The organism is Oryzihumus sp., assembly GCF_036391795.1.
Taxonomy (GTDB): Bacteria; Actinomycetota; Actinomycetes; order Actinomycetales; family Dermatophilaceae; genus Oryzihumus.
The window spans coordinates 1-14473 of the sequence record NZ_DASVZH010000077.1 but is presented as its reverse complement, the minus strand read 5'-3'; the positions used below and the strand labels follow the sequence as shown (position 1 = coordinate 14473).

Annotated in this window: 16 protein-coding genes; 9 read left to right on the top strand and 7 right to left on the bottom strand. The window is 73.3% G+C overall.

What is annotated here, in order from left to right:
• Window positions 1–128 precede the first annotated feature (128 nt).
• Complete coding sequence (locus VF825_RS04450; protein ID WP_331110558.1) at window positions 129–647, bottom strand: SigE family RNA polymerase sigma factor; 519 nt, start codon at window positions 645–647, stop codon at window positions 129–131.
• Window positions 648–756: 109 nt separating this feature from the next.
• On the opposite strand from VF825_RS04450, the gene VF825_RS04445 reads away from it, so the two are divergent.
• Genes VF825_RS04445 through VF825_RS04435 form a run of 3 tightly spaced genes read left to right on the top strand, consistent with a single transcriptional unit; the run spans window position 757 to window position 3126 of the window.
• Window positions 757–1629: a PHP domain-containing protein gene (locus VF825_RS04445; protein ID WP_331110556.1), complete on the top strand. Its 873-nt coding sequence runs from the start codon at window positions 757–759 to the stop codon at window positions 1627–1629.
• The gene (locus VF825_RS04440) at window positions 1626–2243 is read left to right on the top strand and encodes a MarC family protein (RefSeq protein WP_331110554.1); all 618 of its coding nucleotides are present in this window, start codon (window positions 1626–1628) and stop codon (window positions 2241–2243) included. The genes VF825_RS04445 and VF825_RS04440 overlap by 4 nt, the downstream gene beginning before the upstream one ends.
• A gap of 10 nt (window positions 2244–2253) precedes the next feature.
• The gene (locus VF825_RS04435) at window positions 2254–3126 is read left to right on the top strand and encodes a PD-(D/E)XK nuclease family protein (protein WP_331110552.1); all 873 of its coding nucleotides are present in this window, start codon (window positions 2254–2256) and stop codon (window positions 3124–3126) included.
• Between the two features lie 17 nt (window positions 3127–3143).
• Here the strand turns inward: VF825_RS04435 and VF825_RS04430 are convergent, their stop codons facing one another.
• Window positions 3144–3470 carry a 2TM domain-containing protein gene (locus VF825_RS04430; RefSeq protein WP_331110551.1) on the bottom strand — a complete coding sequence of 109 codons (327 nt, stop codon included), beginning with the start codon at window positions 3468–3470 and terminating at the stop codon, window positions 3144–3146.
• Between the two features lie 189 nt (window positions 3471–3659).
• On the opposite strand from VF825_RS04430, the gene VF825_RS04425 reads away from it, so the two are divergent.
• Both VF825_RS04425 and VF825_RS04420 read left to right on the top strand, forming a co-directional pair.
• Complete coding sequence (locus tag VF825_RS04425) at window positions 3660–4475, top strand: ParA family protein (RefSeq protein WP_331110549.1); 816 nt, start codon at window positions 3660–3662, stop codon at window positions 4473–4475.
• 107 nt (window positions 4476–4582) lie between these two features.
• Window positions 4583–5629 (top strand): NAD(P)-dependent alcohol dehydrogenase, encoded by a 1047-nt coding sequence (locus tag VF825_RS04420; RefSeq protein WP_331110547.1) that lies wholly within the window; start codon window positions 4583–4585, stop codon window positions 5627–5629.
• Window positions 5630–5700: 71 nt separating this feature from the next.
• On the opposite strand, the gene VF825_RS04415 is transcribed toward VF825_RS04420, so the two are convergent.
• Together VF825_RS04415 and VF825_RS04410 are read right to left on the bottom strand one after the other, a co-directional pair.
• Window positions 5701–7278 (bottom strand): hypothetical protein, encoded by a 1578-nt coding sequence (locus VF825_RS04415; RefSeq protein ID WP_331110545.1) that lies wholly within the window; start codon window positions 7276–7278, stop codon window positions 5701–5703.
• A 208-nt stretch (window positions 7279–7486) separates the two neighbouring features.
• Window positions 7487–9061, bottom strand: a complete 1575-nt coding sequence (locus tag VF825_RS04410; RefSeq protein WP_414695766.1) for a DEAD/DEAH box helicase — start codon at window positions 9059–9061, stop codon at window positions 7487–7489.
• 197 nt (window positions 9062–9258) lie between these two features.
• On the opposite strand from VF825_RS04410, the gene VF825_RS04405 reads away from it, so the two are divergent.
• Entirely contained in the window at window positions 9259–9972 is a 714-nt protein-coding gene (locus VF825_RS04405) for a ferritin-like fold-containing protein (protein WP_331110543.1), read from the top strand.
• Window positions 9973–10056: 84 nt separating this feature from the next.
• Here the strand turns inward: VF825_RS04405 and VF825_RS04400 are convergent, their stop codons facing one another.
• The 3 genes from VF825_RS04400 to VF825_RS04390 all read right to left on the bottom strand — a co-directional run bounded on the left by VF825_RS04400 (window position 10057) and on the right by VF825_RS04390 (window position 11431).
• Entirely contained in the window at window positions 10057–10317 is a 261-nt protein-coding gene (locus VF825_RS04400) for a GlsB/YeaQ/YmgE family stress response membrane protein (protein ID WP_331110541.1), read from the bottom strand.
• 156 nt (window positions 10318–10473) lie between these two features.
• On the bottom strand, window positions 10474–10698 hold the full coding sequence (locus VF825_RS04395; protein ID WP_141789238.1) for a DUF3107 domain-containing protein: 225 nt from the start codon (window positions 10696–10698) through the stop codon (window positions 10474–10476).
• A gap of 67 nt (window positions 10699–10765) precedes the next feature.
• Window positions 10766–11431 (bottom strand): TetR/AcrR family transcriptional regulator, encoded by a 666-nt coding sequence (locus VF825_RS04390; RefSeq protein WP_331110537.1) that lies wholly within the window; start codon window positions 11429–11431, stop codon window positions 10766–10768.
• 62 nt (window positions 11432–11493) lie between these two features.
• On the opposite strand from VF825_RS04390, the gene moeB reads away from it, so the two are divergent.
• The 3 genes from moeB to VF825_RS04375 form a co-directional block, all read left to right on the top strand.
• Complete coding sequence (gene moeB, locus VF825_RS04385) at window positions 11494–12693, top strand: molybdopterin-synthase adenylyltransferase MoeB (RefSeq protein WP_331110535.1); 1200 nt, start codon at window positions 11494–11496, stop codon at window positions 12691–12693.
• A 3-nt stretch (window positions 12694–12696) separates the two neighbouring features.
• Window positions 12697–13059 (top strand): MGMT family protein, encoded by a 363-nt coding sequence (locus VF825_RS04380; RefSeq protein ID WP_331110533.1) that lies wholly within the window; start codon window positions 12697–12699, stop codon window positions 13057–13059.
• A gap of 36 nt (window positions 13060–13095) precedes the next feature.
• Window positions 13096–14473, top strand: a 1378-nt coding sequence (locus VF825_RS04375; RefSeq protein ID WP_331110531.1) for an ATP-dependent helicase, incomplete at its 3' end; no start/stop codon positions are given.

The window sequence follows — 14473 nt, the reverse complement described above, 5'->3', positions numbered from 1 at the left end:
GGCCCGCACGACGCGCCGGGTGCGCACGGCGCGGCGACCCCGGCGCAGCACCGCCTCCTGGTCCAGCGCCAGGACCGGTGCGGGGGCTCCGGCCAGCGCGGAGCGCAGGTCGTGCTCGAGCCGGGTGGTCATCGCAGGCTCCCTTCGCCGGCGGGGGTGGTGGACAGGTGGGCGCGCAGCGTTGCGAGGCCGCGCGAGGCGGAGCTCTTCACCGCACCGACCGAGATGCCGAGCGCCTCGGCGACCGCCTGCTCGGACAGGTCGGCGTAGTAGCGCAGCACCACGACACGACGCTGCTGCTCCGGCAGCCGCCGCAGCAGCCGGACCACCTCGTCGCGGTGGTCGACCGGGCCAAAGCCTTCAGCGGCAAGGCTTTCCGGCGGTTCAGGTGAGACGACCTCGTGACGGGTGCGGCGCCATACATCGGTCCTGTGGTTGACCAGGACCCGGCGCGCGTAGGCCAGCGCGTCCTCACGCCGGACCCGGCGCCAGGCGACGTAGGTCTTGACCAGCGCCGCCTGCACCAGCTCCTGCGCACGGTCCGGGTCGCCGGTCAGCAGCCAGGCGGTGCGCATCAGCGACGGTCCCGCCGCGGCCATGAACGCGCTGAACTCCGCGTCCCGGCCGGACTTCTCACCCGCCTCCATCGTCCCCCCTCGTGTGGTGTCACTGTCCTCTACGGTGCGGGGCCGGGAAAGGTTGCCGCGCCGCGTCGGTGGTCCGGGACAGGACCTCCGCTGCCTTAACCTTGAGCCCGTGCCGATCGACCTCCACACCCACTCCACGGCCAGCGACGGCACACAGCCGCCGGCCGAGGTGATGGCGTCGGCACTCGCCGCCGGGCTGGACGTCGTCGGCCTGACCGACCACGACACGACCGCCGGCTGGGACGAGGCGTCGGCGGCCGCGGTGGAGCTGGGGATCGACCTGGTCCGCGGCATCGAGGTGTCCTGCCAGCACGACGGGATCAGCATCCACCTGCTGGCCTACCTGCCCGACCCGACCTCCGCGGGCCTGCTCGAGGAGATCAACCGCTCCCGGGAGAGCCGGGAGACGCGGGCGCAGCGGATGGTCGAGGCGCTCGCCGAGGACCTGCCGATCACCTATGAGGAGGTGCTCGCGCAGACCCAGCCCGGCACCAGCCTGGGCCGGCCGCACATCGCCGACGCGCTGGTCGCCAAGGGCCTGGTGCGCTCCCGCGGGCACGCGTTCAGCAGGTACCTGCACCACGACAGCCCCTACTACATGCGTTACTACGCGCCGGACCCGATCCGGGCGGTGCAGGTGGTCATCGAGGCCGGGGGAGTGCCGGTGATGGCACACCCGTTCGCCTACAAACGCGGGCTGGTCGTGCACGACGAGGTGATCGAGGCGATGGCCCACGCGGGGCTGGCCGGCCTGGAGGTCTACCACCGCGACCACCTCGACCCCGACGACCCTGATGACGCCGGCGTCGACACGGTGCGCCGGGGGCTGGCCCTGGCGCGACAGCTCGGCCTGTTCGTCACCGGGTCGAGCGACTACCACGGAGCCGACAAGGTCAACCGGCTCGGTGAGCACACGACGGATCCCGCGGTGCTGCAACAGATCGAAGAAAGGGCTACAGGAGTTCCCGTGGTGCGTCAGTGAGCAACCTGATCGACCTCCAGCTGTTCGGGTCGGTGTTCGTCACCCTCGTGGTGATCATGGACCCGCCGGGGGCACTGCCCATCTTCGTCGGACTGACCGCGTCGCTGACGCACAAGCAGCGGGTGGCCGCCGCCCGCCGGGCGTCCCTGGTGGCGCTCGGCGTCATCGCGGCGTTCGCGGTCTTCGGCCAGCAGATCCTGACCTACCTGGGCATCAGCCTGCCCTCGCTGCAGGGTGCCGGTGGCCTGCTGCTGCTCATCGTCGCCCTCGAGCTGCTGACCGGGCAGGAGTCCGAGCAGCACGCCGACGCCGGGGTCAACGTGGCGCTGGTGCCGCTGGGCACGCCGCTGCTGGCCGGGCCCGGCGCCATCGTCGCGACCATGCTCTTCGTCCAGCGCTCCCACCAGTCCTCGCAGTACGTCGCGGTGGGCCTGGGGCTGCTGGCCTGCCTGTTCGTGGTCTGGCTGTTCCTGCGCTTCGCCGGCCAGGTGCACCGGGTGCTCAAGGACAGCGGCACCACGCTGCTGACCCGGGTCGCCGGCCTGCTGCTGTCGGCCATCGCCGTGCAGATGATCGCCGACTCCGTGCGCGCGTTCGTCAGTGGCCGCGGCTAGCCTGCCGGGCATGAGCCAGACCTCGGGCGCACCCGTCCAGCAGGCGTTCGGCGGCATGCCGACCCCGCTCTACTCCGCGAGCCCGAGCAAGCTGCTCACCTGGCTGGACTGCCCGCGTCGCTACCGCATGGCCTACCTCGACCGTCCCCGTCCGGTCGCCCGGCCGCAGCGCGCCCACACCTCCTTCGGCGTGGCCGTGCACAACGCCCTGCGCGACTTCTGGGACCTCGCGCCGGTCGACCGCACCCCGGCGGCCGGCGCCCGGCTGGTCCGCAGCTCCTGGATCGACCTCGGCTTCCGCAACCCGGAGCAGTCCGCCCGGTGGCGGGAGAAGGCGCAGGCCCAGGTCGCCGCCTACCTGGAGAGGGTCGACCCGCAGGCCGCACCGCTCGGCATCGAGCGCACCGTCGCGCTCAAGACCGGGTCCCTGGCGCTCAACGGCCGCATCGACCGGCTCGACGAGCGCGACGGCGAGCTCGCCGTCGTCGACTACAAGACCAGCCGGGTGCCCCCGAGCGCGGACGACGCCCGCACCTCCCTGCCCCTGGCGCTGTATGCCGTGGCCTCCGCCCGCATGTTCCGCCGGCCGTGCACCACGGTCGAGCTCCACCACGTGCCGAGCGGCGAGGTGGTCATCCACGAGCACACGCCGGAGTCGCTGCAGCGCAAGGTCGCCGAGGCCGAGTCGATCGCCAGCGACCTGCGGCGCGCGGACGCCGACTACAAGGAGGTGGGGGTGGAGTCACGCCACTTCGCCCCGCGTCCCTCGCCGCTGTGCACCTGGTGCGACTTCCGGGCGCACTGTCCGGAGGGCCAGGCGATGGGTCCGGAGAAGTCCTCGTGGGCGGCCCTGGAGCCCGACGGGGTGCCTGTCCAGGACTGAGCGGTCGTGCTCCCGGCTCAGTCCTGGGGCGTCCCGCGGCGCCGCATCTCGGCCTCGATGTCGGCCTCGGTGATCGGCTTGCGCCACAACACGTCCCACGCGTTGAGGACGAGGCCGACGCCCCAGCCGGCGATGACCCAGATCGGCCAGAAGTAGCCACCGCCCGTCAGTGCCCAGATGACGACGAGGAACAGGTTGATCACCACGTAGGAGACGACGTGGGCGGTGAGCCCCCGGCGCGCCTCGAGTCGCTTGCGCGCCAGCTCGCGGTCACTGGCGCCCAGGGCCGGTTCGCCGCCGCGGTCGGACGGCACCGGTTCCTGCCCGGCAGGCATCGTCGTCATGGTGCACCTCCTGCAGTCACCGCCAGCATGCGGTGGGCGGAGCGAGTGGCCGGAGAGGCAAAGGTCCCTGCGCCGGCGGTCGCCCGCTCACGCGCCGGTGAGGTCGCGGTCACGGACAGACCGGCCCGCCCCTGCCATGCTGGGCCGGAACACCGGCAGTCAGGTCAACCCGGCACCGAGGAGGGGCACGTGGCACGCGGACAGGCGCGCGGGACTCGCACGACGTCGGCGGGGCAGCGCAGGCGTGGCGCGACCGTCATCGCGGTGGCCAACCAGAAGGGCGGCGTCGCCAAGACGACCTCCGTGGCCTCCCTGGGCGCGGCGTTCGCCGAGCACGGCAAGCGGGTGCTCCTCGTCGACCTCGACGCCCAGGCGTGCCTGACGTTCAGCCTCGGCGTCGACCCGGACGAGGTGGAGACCAGCATCAACGAGGTCCTGCTCGGCAAGGTCGACGCGGCAGAGGCCCGGGTCGCCTGCGAGGACGGCGTCGACCTGATCCCCAGCATGATCGAGCTCGCCGGGGCCGAGGCCCAGCTGCTGCCCCGCCCCGGCCGGGAGTACGTCCTGCGCACCGCGCTCGAGCCGTTGTCCGACGACTACGACGTGATCCTGCTCGACTGCTCCCCCTCGCTGGGGGTGCTGACGCTCAACGCGCTCACCGCCGCCCACGGCCTGGTCATCCCGATGCCGTGCGAGATGCTCAGCCACCGCGGGGTCGGCCAGCTGCTCGACACGGTCGCCGACGTGCAGCGCATCCTCAACCGTGACCTCGAGGTGCTCGGCATCCTGCCGACGATGTACGACGGGCGCAGCAACCACGCCCAGGCGGTGCTGGCCGACGTCGGGGAGCGCTACGACCTGCCGGTCCTGAGCCCGCCGATCCCCAAGACGGTGCGCTTCGCCGAGGCGCCGGCCGTGGGCCGGTCGATCCTCACCACGGCCCGCAGCTCGCGCGGGGCGAAGGCCTACCGCGACGTCGCCGCGGCCCTGGTGAAGGGCTTCTGACGCGGGTGTGACGAACGTCTGAATCCGGCGGCGGCGCGGAATACCGGCTCGTGGTGGTGACTTGTCCCCTGACGGTGACCAACCGCGAACCGTGAAGGAGACACCACATGTCCCGCACCGCTGCCCTGTCCGCCGCCTCTGCCGGCGCGCCCCTGGAGGCGACCACGATCGAGACCCGCGAGCTGCGCGACGACGACGTGCTGATCGACGTCAAGTTCGCCGGCATCTGCCACAGCGACATCCACCAGGTCCGCGAGGAGTGGGGCCCGGCGATCTTCCCGATGGTCCCCGGCCACGAGATCGCCGGCGTCGTCTCCGCCGTCGGCTCCGGCGTGACGAAGTACCAGGTCGGCGACCGCGTGGGGGTCGGCTGCATGGTCGACTCCTGCGGCGAGTGTGCGTACTGCAAGGACGGCGAGGAGCAGTTCTGCACCAAGGGCGCCGTCATGACCTACAACGGCGAGGGCTACGACGGCGAGAAGACGAAGGGCGGCTACAGCCAGGCGGTCGTCGTCTCCGAGCGCTTCGCCCTGCGCATCCCCGACGCGCTCGACCTCGACGTCGCCGCGCCGCTGCTGTGCGCCGGCATCACCACCTACAACCCGCTCAAGCGCTGGGGCGCCGGCCCCGGCAAGAAGGTCGCCGTCGTCGGCATGGGCGGCCTGGGCCACATGGGCGTGAAGTTCGCCGCCGCGCTGGGCGCCGAGGTGACCGTGCTGAGCCGGTCGCTGGCCAAGCAGGAGGACGCCAGGGCCTTCGGCGCCACCGACCACCGCTCCACCGCCGAGGAGCAGACCTTCGAGGACCTCAAGGGCTCCTTCGACCTGATCCTCAACACGGTCAGCGCGAACCTGCCGGTCGACGCCTACCTCTCCCTGCTCAAGCCGCTCGGCGCCATGGTCAACGTGGGCGCCCCGAGCGACCCCGACACGTTCGCCGCGTTCTCGCTCATCGGCGGCAGCAAGGTCCTGGCCGGCTCCAACATCGGCGGCATCGCCCAGACCCAGGAGATGCTCGACTTCGCCGCGGAGCACGGCATCGGCGCCACGATCGAGACGATCAGCGCCGACCAGGTCAACGAGGCCTACGAGAAGGTCGTGTCCTCCGGCGTGCGCTACCGCTACGTCATCGACACCGCGACCATCGGAGCCTGACCCGAGGGTTCCCGCACGGCGAGGCCCGCACCCACGAGGGTGCGGGCCTCGCCCCGTGTATGCCGCGCCGGTCACCGGCCGACATGCACCGCCCAGTACGCCACCAGGGGGTCCAGGGCCGCCGTGGCCGCCCGCATCTCGGTGGGGGAACCAGGCCGGCTCGTGGCATAGGGCTCAGCCTGGTCCGGGTGGAGCAGCAGCAATGCGGTCCACGGCTTGCCCGGGCCGGGCAGCTCCACCGCGACCTGGGGGTGGGCCTGTGCCGGGTCGCGGCGGCTCGCCAGGACCACGTCGAGGACCGGACGCCACGCCGAGTCGCGCAGCTCCGGCAGCCAGACGTCCAGGACCTGCGTGCCCGACAGGTCGCCGTACGCGACCGCCCAGTGCAGGCAGGTGGGCTGTCTGGTGGCCGCCAGCCGCTCCATGAGCGCCGCCGCCCGGGTGAGCCCTGCTGCCGGGCCCTCGTATGCCGTGTCGACCCCCTGGCCACCTGTCCCGCAGCCCTGCGGGGGGTCCGGGGACGCCTCGTCCGACCGGACCTCGTCGGGGGGTGTCGTGCCCGTCCAGGCACGGACCGCATCCACCCCGTCGGGCAGGACCGGGACCAGCCGGGCGAGGGCACCGGGCCGGGACAGCCGCACGTCCAGTGTGGCGGACCCCTCCTGCGGGGCGACCGAGAGCCGCAGTGCCGCGGCCGCGACGCCGGGCACCCGCCGCACCGCCGGGAGCGTCCGCGCCGACCAGGCGCCGAGGTCGAAGGCCGGCCGGTAGCCGACGTCCTGCCCGCCGATGAGGTACTCGTGGTGCGCCGGGATGCCGAAGCCGAGCGCACTGACCGCGGTGTTCGTCGCGCCCACGGTGGGGGAGTCCCGGGCCAGGAGCAGGCGGGTCCAGGGTGGCGCTGCCTCCCGCGGTCCACTCACCCGCAGCTCCACCGGGCGCGCGCCCTCGATGCGCACCGCGGCAGCGAAGGCCCGCAGCGCGTGCGGTGCGAAGGCGGTTCCGGGCACCAGGGTCAGCTGGTGGCGGGTGCCGGCCGCACGGAAGGAGAGGGTGCCGTCGCCCACGGGCTCGCCCCAGGTCTGCGGCTGCGGCGTCGCCGCGGCCAGCCGCCGCGACACGGCCTCGGCCGCGGCCGGCAAGAACGCCTCGTCGGGCAGCAGGGCGGTCGTCTCGGCCGGCCACGGCATCCACGCCAGCCTGGCCCCCACCAGCCCCGGAACCGACTGGAAGGCCTCGAGCACCGTCCGGCGCCGGGCGTTGTCGGCGGCGCTGGGGGTCACGACCACCGTGGTCGCCCCGGCCGTCAGCTGCACGCTGAAGGAGAAGAAGTCCTGCCCGTGCCCGGCGGCGTAGTCCTCGAAGGCGCGTTGGAACGGTCGCAGCCGCGTGGCGGTGAGCGGGCCGGTGAAGGTCACCTCCGCGCTGGGGGAAGGAACCGTCCCCGCCTCGACCCGGTCCCCGCTGTCCGGGTGCCTGGGGGTGAACCGGTCGATGGAGACGACGCCCGGCTGGCGCTCGAGCCAGAGCCGGAACTGGTCGTCAGCGGTGAGCCCGTGGACGCGCGCGAACACCACGGTGGCCGCCACGATGACGGTCGCCAGCGCGGCGGTGACAGCCCAGATGGCCCGGGGCTGGAGCCCTCCCATACGCGCACCATGACATCGCGTGCCGGGTCACGAGGCTGTCGTGACCGATCTGCAACCACCCCCGCTGAGCAGGCGGTATGCCGTGTGGCCCGGGTCGTGACGCGCGTCCCGTCGCGCTGTGCCGCGGACGACGACGCCCTGCCGAGGAGGCAACCTCGGCAGGGCGTCAGGTCCTGCGGCAGAGCTCGCCCCGAGCGGGGGCGAGGACTCAGCCCTGGGCGTCGCCCGAGGGCTGGCCGCCACGGGTGCGGCGGCGGTTGCGCTGGCGGCGCGGCTTGTCCGCGTCACCGCGGCTGCCGGACTCACTGCGCGTGCCCGACTCGCTGCGGGTGCCGGCCTCAGCGGTGCCGGAGACACCCTCGCCACGGCCACCGGAGCGACGGGTGCGGGTGCGGCCGCGGGAGGCGCCGGCCTCCTCGGTGCCGTGGCGGCCACCCTCCTCGGACTGCCGCTGCCCGCGCCCGCGGCCACCGTCGCCCTTGCCGGCACGCTTCCCGGTCTCGCCCAGGTCCTCGACAGCCTCGGCCTCGAGACCCTCGCGGGTGCGTGCCGACTTCGGCAGCGTGCCGGTCGCGGTGGTGGGGATGTCGAGGTCGGTGAACAGGTGCTCGGAGGAGGAGTAGGTCTCCTGCGGCTCGGGGATGCCGAGGTCGAGGACCTTGTTGATCAGGGCCCAGCGGTGCAGGTCGTCCCAGTCGACGAACGTGACCGCGATACCGGTGTTGCCGGCGCGGGCGGTGCGCCCGATGCGGTGCAGGTAGGTCTTCTCGTCCTCGGGGCACTGGTAGTTGATGACGTGGGTGACGTTGTCGACGTCGATGCCGCGGGCGGCGACGTCGGTGGCCACGAGGATGTCGACCTTGCCGTTGCGGAAGGCCCGCAGCGCCTGCTCGCGGGCGCCCTGGCCCAGGTCGCCGTGGATCGCGGCGGCCGCGAACCCCCGCTCGGCCAGCTCGTCGGCCACCTTGGCGGCGGTGCGCTTGGTGCGGCTGAAGATGATGGTCAGGCCGCGGTCCCTGGCCTGGAGCATGCGGGCCAGCATCTCGACCTTGTCCATCGCGTGGGCGCGGTAGACGAACTGCTCGACGGCCTTGACCGTGTGGGCGTTCTCCTGGTCGTCGCCCATCGCGCGGATGTGCGTCGGCTGGCTCATGTAGCGACGGGCCAGGGCCACGACGGCGCCGGGCATGGTCGCGGAGAAGAGCATCGTCTGGCGCGACGCGGGGGTCATCGCGAGCAGCTTCTCGACGTCGGGCAGGAAGCCCAGGTCGAGCATCTCGTCGGCCTCGTCGAGGACGACCGAGCGCACGTGGGACAGGTCCAGGTAGCCCTGCTGGGCGAGGTCGATGAGCCGGCCGGGGGTCCCGACGACGATCTCGACGCCGCGCTGCAGCGCCTCGACCTGGGGCTCGTAGGCCCGGCCGCCGTAGACGGTGAGGACGCGCACGCCGCGCTTGCGGCCGGCGCGCTCGAGGTCGCCCGAGACCTGCACGGCCAGCTCGCGGGTGGGGGCGACGGCCAGCGCCTGCGGCTTGCCGGCGTGCGGCAGGGTCGCGAAGCCCTCGTCGGTGGGGCTGACGACGCGCTGGATCATCGGCACGCCGAAGCCCAGCGTCTTGCCGGTGCCCGTCTTGGCCTGGCCGATGATGTCGTGGCCGCCGAGGGCGACCGGCAGGGTCATCGCCTGGATGGGGAAGGGGTGGACGATGCCGGCGTCGGCGAGGGCCTCGACGATCTGCGGGTGGACGTCGAAGTCGGCAAAGGTCTGCTCTGCAGTGGTCATGAAGTTCTCTCGGATCGGGCGGGGGCCGCGCGGGGCCGGGATCGTGCACCGGCATCGCAGGCCGCACCTGCGTCAATGAGCGGGCCGATCGGAGTTCTTCAGGGGTGCCGCCAGAGCGTCCCTGGCGGCTGAGTCGGGCCGACCGGGCACCGGATGTCGTGCGGCAGTCTACCGGCGAGCAACTACTGTGTCCGTCCATGGCCGATGTCGAGCACGAGAACGTCCCGCCGGGCACCGACCCCTTCACCGACGACCCGACCTACCGCGCGGCCGTCGTCGACCTGCTCGGCGCCCTCGCTTACGGCGAGCTGACCGCCTTCTCCCGGCTGGCAGCCGACGCCGAGCTCGCCCCCGGGCAGCCCGCCAAGGCCGCCCTGGCCCGTCTCGCGGTCGCCGAGTTCCACCACTACGAGGCCCTGGTGGCCCGGATCGCCGAGATGGGCGAGGACCCCGAGCAGGCGATGGCCCCGTTCATCGCGCCCATCGACGCGTTCCACGACCGGACCAAGCCGGGGAGCTGGCTGGAGGGCCTGGTCAAGGCTTACGTCGGCGACGGCATCGCCACCGACTTCTACCGCGAGGTCTCCGCCTACGTGGATCCCTCCACCCAGGAGCTGGTGCGCTCGGTGCTCCAGGACGTGGGGCAGGCCGACTTCGCGGTGCGCACCGTGCGCGAGGCCATCGACGCCGACCCCCGGATCGCCGGCCGGCTGGCCCTGTGGGGTCGCCGCCTGGTCGGCGAGGCCCTCAGCCAGGCCCAGCGGGTCGCCGTCGAGCGGGACGCCCTCGCCTCGCTGCTGGTCGGTGGCACCAACCGTCCCGGCGCCGACCTGGCCGAGATCGGGCGCATGTTCGCCCGGCTCACCGACGAGCACACCCGCCGGATGGGCCGGCTCGGGCTCGCCGCCTGAGGCAGGCGCCCACCCGGCATACGCACCTGTATGACGAGGGTCCCGTCCGTGGCGGACGGGACCCCTCGCGCGGTGCTGGGCGGCTCAGACCTTGGTGCGCCCCATGATGCGCTCGTAGAGGACGACGAGGACCGCCGCGACGACGATGCTGAAGATCCACCGGATCCAGTCGATGCCGCCGGTGGCGGCGACCCCGAACAGGCCGGCGAGCCAGTAGCCGATCAGGGCGCCGACGATGCCGATGAGCACGGTCATGATCATGCCGATGCGCTGCCGTCCCGGCAGGACCAGTCGCGCCAGGAAGCCGATGACCGCCCCGAAGATGATGGTGCCGATGATGGTCACGGACCGCTCCTTTCCAGCGCCGCGAGGCGCGTGAGGGGAGGACGGGAAACGTCCCTGCCGACACGGTAGCCACACCATTGGTACGTGCGCCTCCGCCACGGGCAGGGACGCGAACGGGCGGCCCCCGCAGGGACCGCCCGTGTCACGTGTTGGGCCTCAGAGGCGACCGAAGCCGACCTTGCCCTTCTCGGCCGCGCCGATGTCGACGTAGCCGATGCTGGCGACGGGGACGAGCACCAGGCGGCCCTTCTCGTCGGTGAGGCTGAGCAGACCGCCGTCGGCCAGCGCCTGGCGCACGGTCTCGGACACCTGCTCGGGCGACTCGTCGGACTCGAGCGTGATCTCGCGTGCGACGTTCTGCACGCCGATCTTGACCTCCACGGCATTTGCCTTTCGTCAGTGGTGCGGGGAGCCGGCTGACCGGCGCGTGGCCGGTCCTCCTCGAAGGCTAACCGGCGGAGGGGTCCTCGCCTTCCCCCGCCGCGCCCTCGCCGTCCTTGATGTTGGGGAAGCCGCCCAGCCCGCGCCAGGACAGCGCGGCCACCAGCCGGGCCGCCTCGTCGCGCGGGATGGCCGAGCGCTGGGCCAGCCAGAACCGGGCGCTGACCTGGGCCATGCCCGACAGCGCCATGCCGAGCAGGTGCGCCTCGGGCTCGGGCAGGCCGGTGTCCTCGCTGATGACCACCGCGATCGCCTCGGCGCAGGCCTGCGAGACCCGGTCCACCCGCTGGCGGACGGCGGCCTCGTTGGTCAGGTCGGACTCGAAGATCAGGCGGTAGCCGGCGTTGTGGCTGTCGACGAAGTCGAAGTAGGCCTGGATGCTCGCCGCGACGCGCAGCTTGTTGTCCGTGGTGCTCGACAGCGCCTGGCGGACCAGGTCGACCAGCTCCTCGCTGGTCTGGTCCAGCAGGGCGATGTAGAGGTCGAGCTTGCCGGGGAAGTGCTGGTAGAGCACGGGCTTGGACACCCCGGCCCGGTCGGCGATCTCGTCCATCGCGGCCGCGTGGTAGCCGGCCTCGACGAAGACCTCCTGGGCCGCCTCCAACAGCTGGGCGCGTCGGGCCGAGCGGGGCAGCCGCACCCCACGGCCCCGGGTCTCCGAGCTCAACGTCACCACGTGCCCCTTCCGGTCGTCATGCAGGCGTGAGCATCCTACGCGCGGGTAACCTCGGAGGCATGGCGCTGCCACCCCTCGTCGGCCTGTCAGACCCCCTCAGCACCGAGGAGGTCGCCCGCTACGCGCGGCACGCGCTGATCCCCGAGGTGGGCCTGGAGGGGCAGCGCCGGCTCAAGGGCGCCCGTGTCCTGGTCGTCGGCGCGGGTGGCCTGGGCTCCCCGGTCCTGATGTACCTCGCCGCCGCCGGCGTGGGCACCATCGGCATCGTCGACGACGACGTGGTGGAGACCTCCAACCTGCAGCGCCAGGTCGTGCACGGGGTCTCCGACGTGGGCCGGCCCAAGTCGCTGTCGGCGCAGGAGACGCTGGCCGAGGTCAACCCCTTCGTCACGGTCGAGCGCCACGAGCTGCGGCTGGACTCCAGCAACGCGCTGGAGGTCATCGGCGGCTACGACCTCGTCGTCGACGGCACCGACAACTTCCCGACGCGCTACCTGGTCAACGACGCCTGCGTGCTGCTCGGCAAGCCGCACGTGTGGGGCTCGATCTACCGCTTCGACGGGCAGGTCAGCATCTGGTGGGCCGAGCACGGCCCCTGCTACCGGTGCGTCTTCCCCGAGCCTCCACCGCCGGGCCTGGTGCCCTCGTGCGCCGAGGGCGGGGTGCTCGGCGTGCTCTGCGCCGCCATCGGCTCGGTCCAGGCCACCGAGGCCATCAAGCTCCTGACCGGCATCGGCGAGCCGCTGGTCGGCCGGGTGCTGGTGCACGACGCCCTGCGCCAGAGCTGGGACGCCCTGCAGGTGCGCAAGGACCCCGGGTGCGCCGTGTGCGGGTCGTCCCCGACCGTCACCGAGCTGGTGGACTACGAGTGGTTCTGCGGTATCGCGAGTGGTCCCCTCGCGGGGGAGGGTGCGGCCACCGACTCCCTGCCGGGGATCTCGGCGCGCGACCTCGCGGCGATGCTCGACAAGGGCGCCGTCGGCGAGGAGCTCGTCCTCGTCGACGTCCGCGGGCCGGAGGAGCGGGCCATCGCCAGCATCCCGGGCGCGGAGCCGATCCACCTCGACGATTTCCGGTCCGGCGCGGCGGTGTCCCTGCTGCCCTTCGACCGGACCGTGGTCATCCACTGCAAGAGCGGGGTGCGCTCGGCCGAGGCCGCCCGCATCCTGCTCGAGGCGGGTCATCGCGACGTGCGCAACCTCGAGGGCGGCGTGCTCGCCTGGGTGCGCGACGTGGACCCGACCCAGCCGGAGTACTGACCCGTGGCGACGACGCGAGCCGGCGACACGGCATACGGGGTCGAGGAGCCTGGGCAGCTGCCCGACTACGCGGACGCGGTGCTGGAGGTGGCCGACGCGATCCCCGAGGGGCGGGTGCTGGCCTACGGCGACATCGCCGAGATCCTGGGCGCGGGCGGCCCGCGCCAGGTGGGGGCGGTGATGTCGCGGTACGGCTCGATGACCACGTGGTGGCGGGTCATCCGCGCCAGCGGCGAGCCGCCGCCGGGGCTGGAGGACGAGGCGATCGAGCACTACCGGGCCGAGGGCACCCCGCTGGTCGGCGGGATCCTCACCGGCCGCCGGGTGGACATGCGCCGGGCCCGCTGGGAGGGACCGGACGCCTGAGGCGGGGCTGTCCGGGGTCCGTGATGGAATCCCCGGGTGCTGTCCCTCCGCCGAGCCCCGGACCGTGCCGTCGAGGTCCCCGACCTCGACGAGCGCCAGGCCGCTGCCGTGGCGCACCGGGGCGGGCTGCTGCGGGTCCTCGGGGCCCCGGGCACGGGCAAGACGACCACCGCGATCGAGCTGGTCGTCGACCGGGTGCGGCGCGACGGCCTGTCCCCGGACCAGTGCCTCGTCCTGGCCCCCACGCGCGTCGCCGCCGGTGAGCTGCGCCAGCGCATCTCCGGCCGGCTCGGCAGCACCACCACCGAGTCGCTGGCCCGCACCCCGCAGGCGTTCGGGTTCGGCATCCTGCGCCAGGCGGCCGCCCTGCTGGGCGACCCGCCGCCGCGGCTGCTGAGCGGCCCTGAGCAGGACGTCATCCTGCGTGAGCTGCTGCTGGGACACGCCTCCGGCGAGGTGCCCGGACCCGACTGGCCCGAGCACGTGCAGGCGGCGCTGCCCACCCGCGGCTTCCGGCACGAGCTGCGCGACCTGCTCATGCGCGCGGTCGAGCGCGGCCTGGAGGCCGGCGACCTCGCCGCGCTCGGGCACGAGCACCAGCGGCCGGAGTGGGTGGCCGCGGCGCAGATGCTCCAGGAGTACGACCAGGTCACCTCGTTCACCCGGCCCGGCTCCTACGACCCGGCGTGGATCCTGGGCGCCGCGGCGGACCTGCTCGAGGAGGACCCCGAGGCCCTCGACCGGCTGCGGGCCTCGCTGCGGCTCATCGTCGTCGACGACGCCCAGGAGCTGACCTCCGCCGCGGCCCGGCTGCTGGCGGTGGTGCTCTCCCCGCACATCGACCTGGTGCTCATCGGCGATCCCGACGCGGCGGTGCAGACCTTCCGCGGCGCCGACCCGCGGGTGCTGGCCACGACCTGGCGTGAGCTGGGCGACGGCCCGACGCTGACCCTGGCCACTTCCCACCGCCAGCCCATGGCCCTGCGGGCGGTGACCCGGCGGGTGACCCGCCGCATCGGCGCCCTCGGCGGCGGCCCGCACCGCGAGCTCGAGCACGTGCCCCCCGGCGGCCGGGTCGACGTCGCGCTGCTGCGGGCCGCCTCGCAGGAGGCCTCGCACATCGCCGCCGAGCTGCGCCGGGCGCGGCTGCTCGACGGCCTGGCGTGGTCGGACATGGCGGTCATCGTCCGTGGTCAGGGGCGCACGGCGGCGCTGCGCCGGGCGCTGCTGGCCGCGCAGGTGCCGGTGAGCGTCCCGAGCGTCGAGGTGCCGGTCCGTGACGAGGTGGCGGTGCGGCCGCTGCTGCTCCTGCTCGACGCCGCGCTGCGCGCCGCCCGCGACGAGCCCCACCCGGTCGAGGTGACCACGGCCGTCGACGTGCTCACCTCGCCGATCGGCGGCGCCGACGCGGTGG

Bases quoted from the DNA above. Each gene is read 5' to 3' on its own strand.
- VF825_RS04405 (WP_331110543.1), top strand. From the start codon at position 9,259: ATGGCCGATGTCGAGCACGAGAACGTCCCGCCGGGCACCGACCCCTTC.
- VF825_RS04410 (WP_414695766.1), bottom strand. From the start codon at position 9,061: ATGACCACTGCAGAGCAGACCTTTGCCGACTTCGACGTCCACCCGCAG.
- VF825_RS04420 (WP_331110547.1), top strand. From the start codon at position 4,583: ATGTCCCGCACCGCTGCCCTGTCCGCCGCCTCTGCCGGCGCGCCCCTG.
- VF825_RS04415 (WP_331110545.1), bottom strand. From the start codon at position 7,278: ATGGGAGGGCTCCAGCCCCGGGCCATCTGGGCTGTCACCGCCGCGCTG.
- VF825_RS04450 (WP_331110558.1), bottom strand. From the start codon at position 647: ATGGAGGCGGGTGAGAAGTCCGGCCGGGACGCGGAGTTCAGCGCGTTC.
- moeB (WP_331110535.1), top strand. From the start codon at position 11,494: ATGGCGCTGCCACCCCTCGTCGGCCTGTCAGACCCCCTCAGCACCGAG.
- VF825_RS04430 (WP_331110551.1), bottom strand. From the start codon at position 3,470: ATGACGACGATGCCTGCCGGGCAGGAACCGGTGCCGTCCGACCGCGGC.
- VF825_RS04435 (WP_331110552.1), top strand. From the start codon at position 2,254: ATGAGCCAGACCTCGGGCGCACCCGTCCAGCAGGCGTTCGGCGGCATG.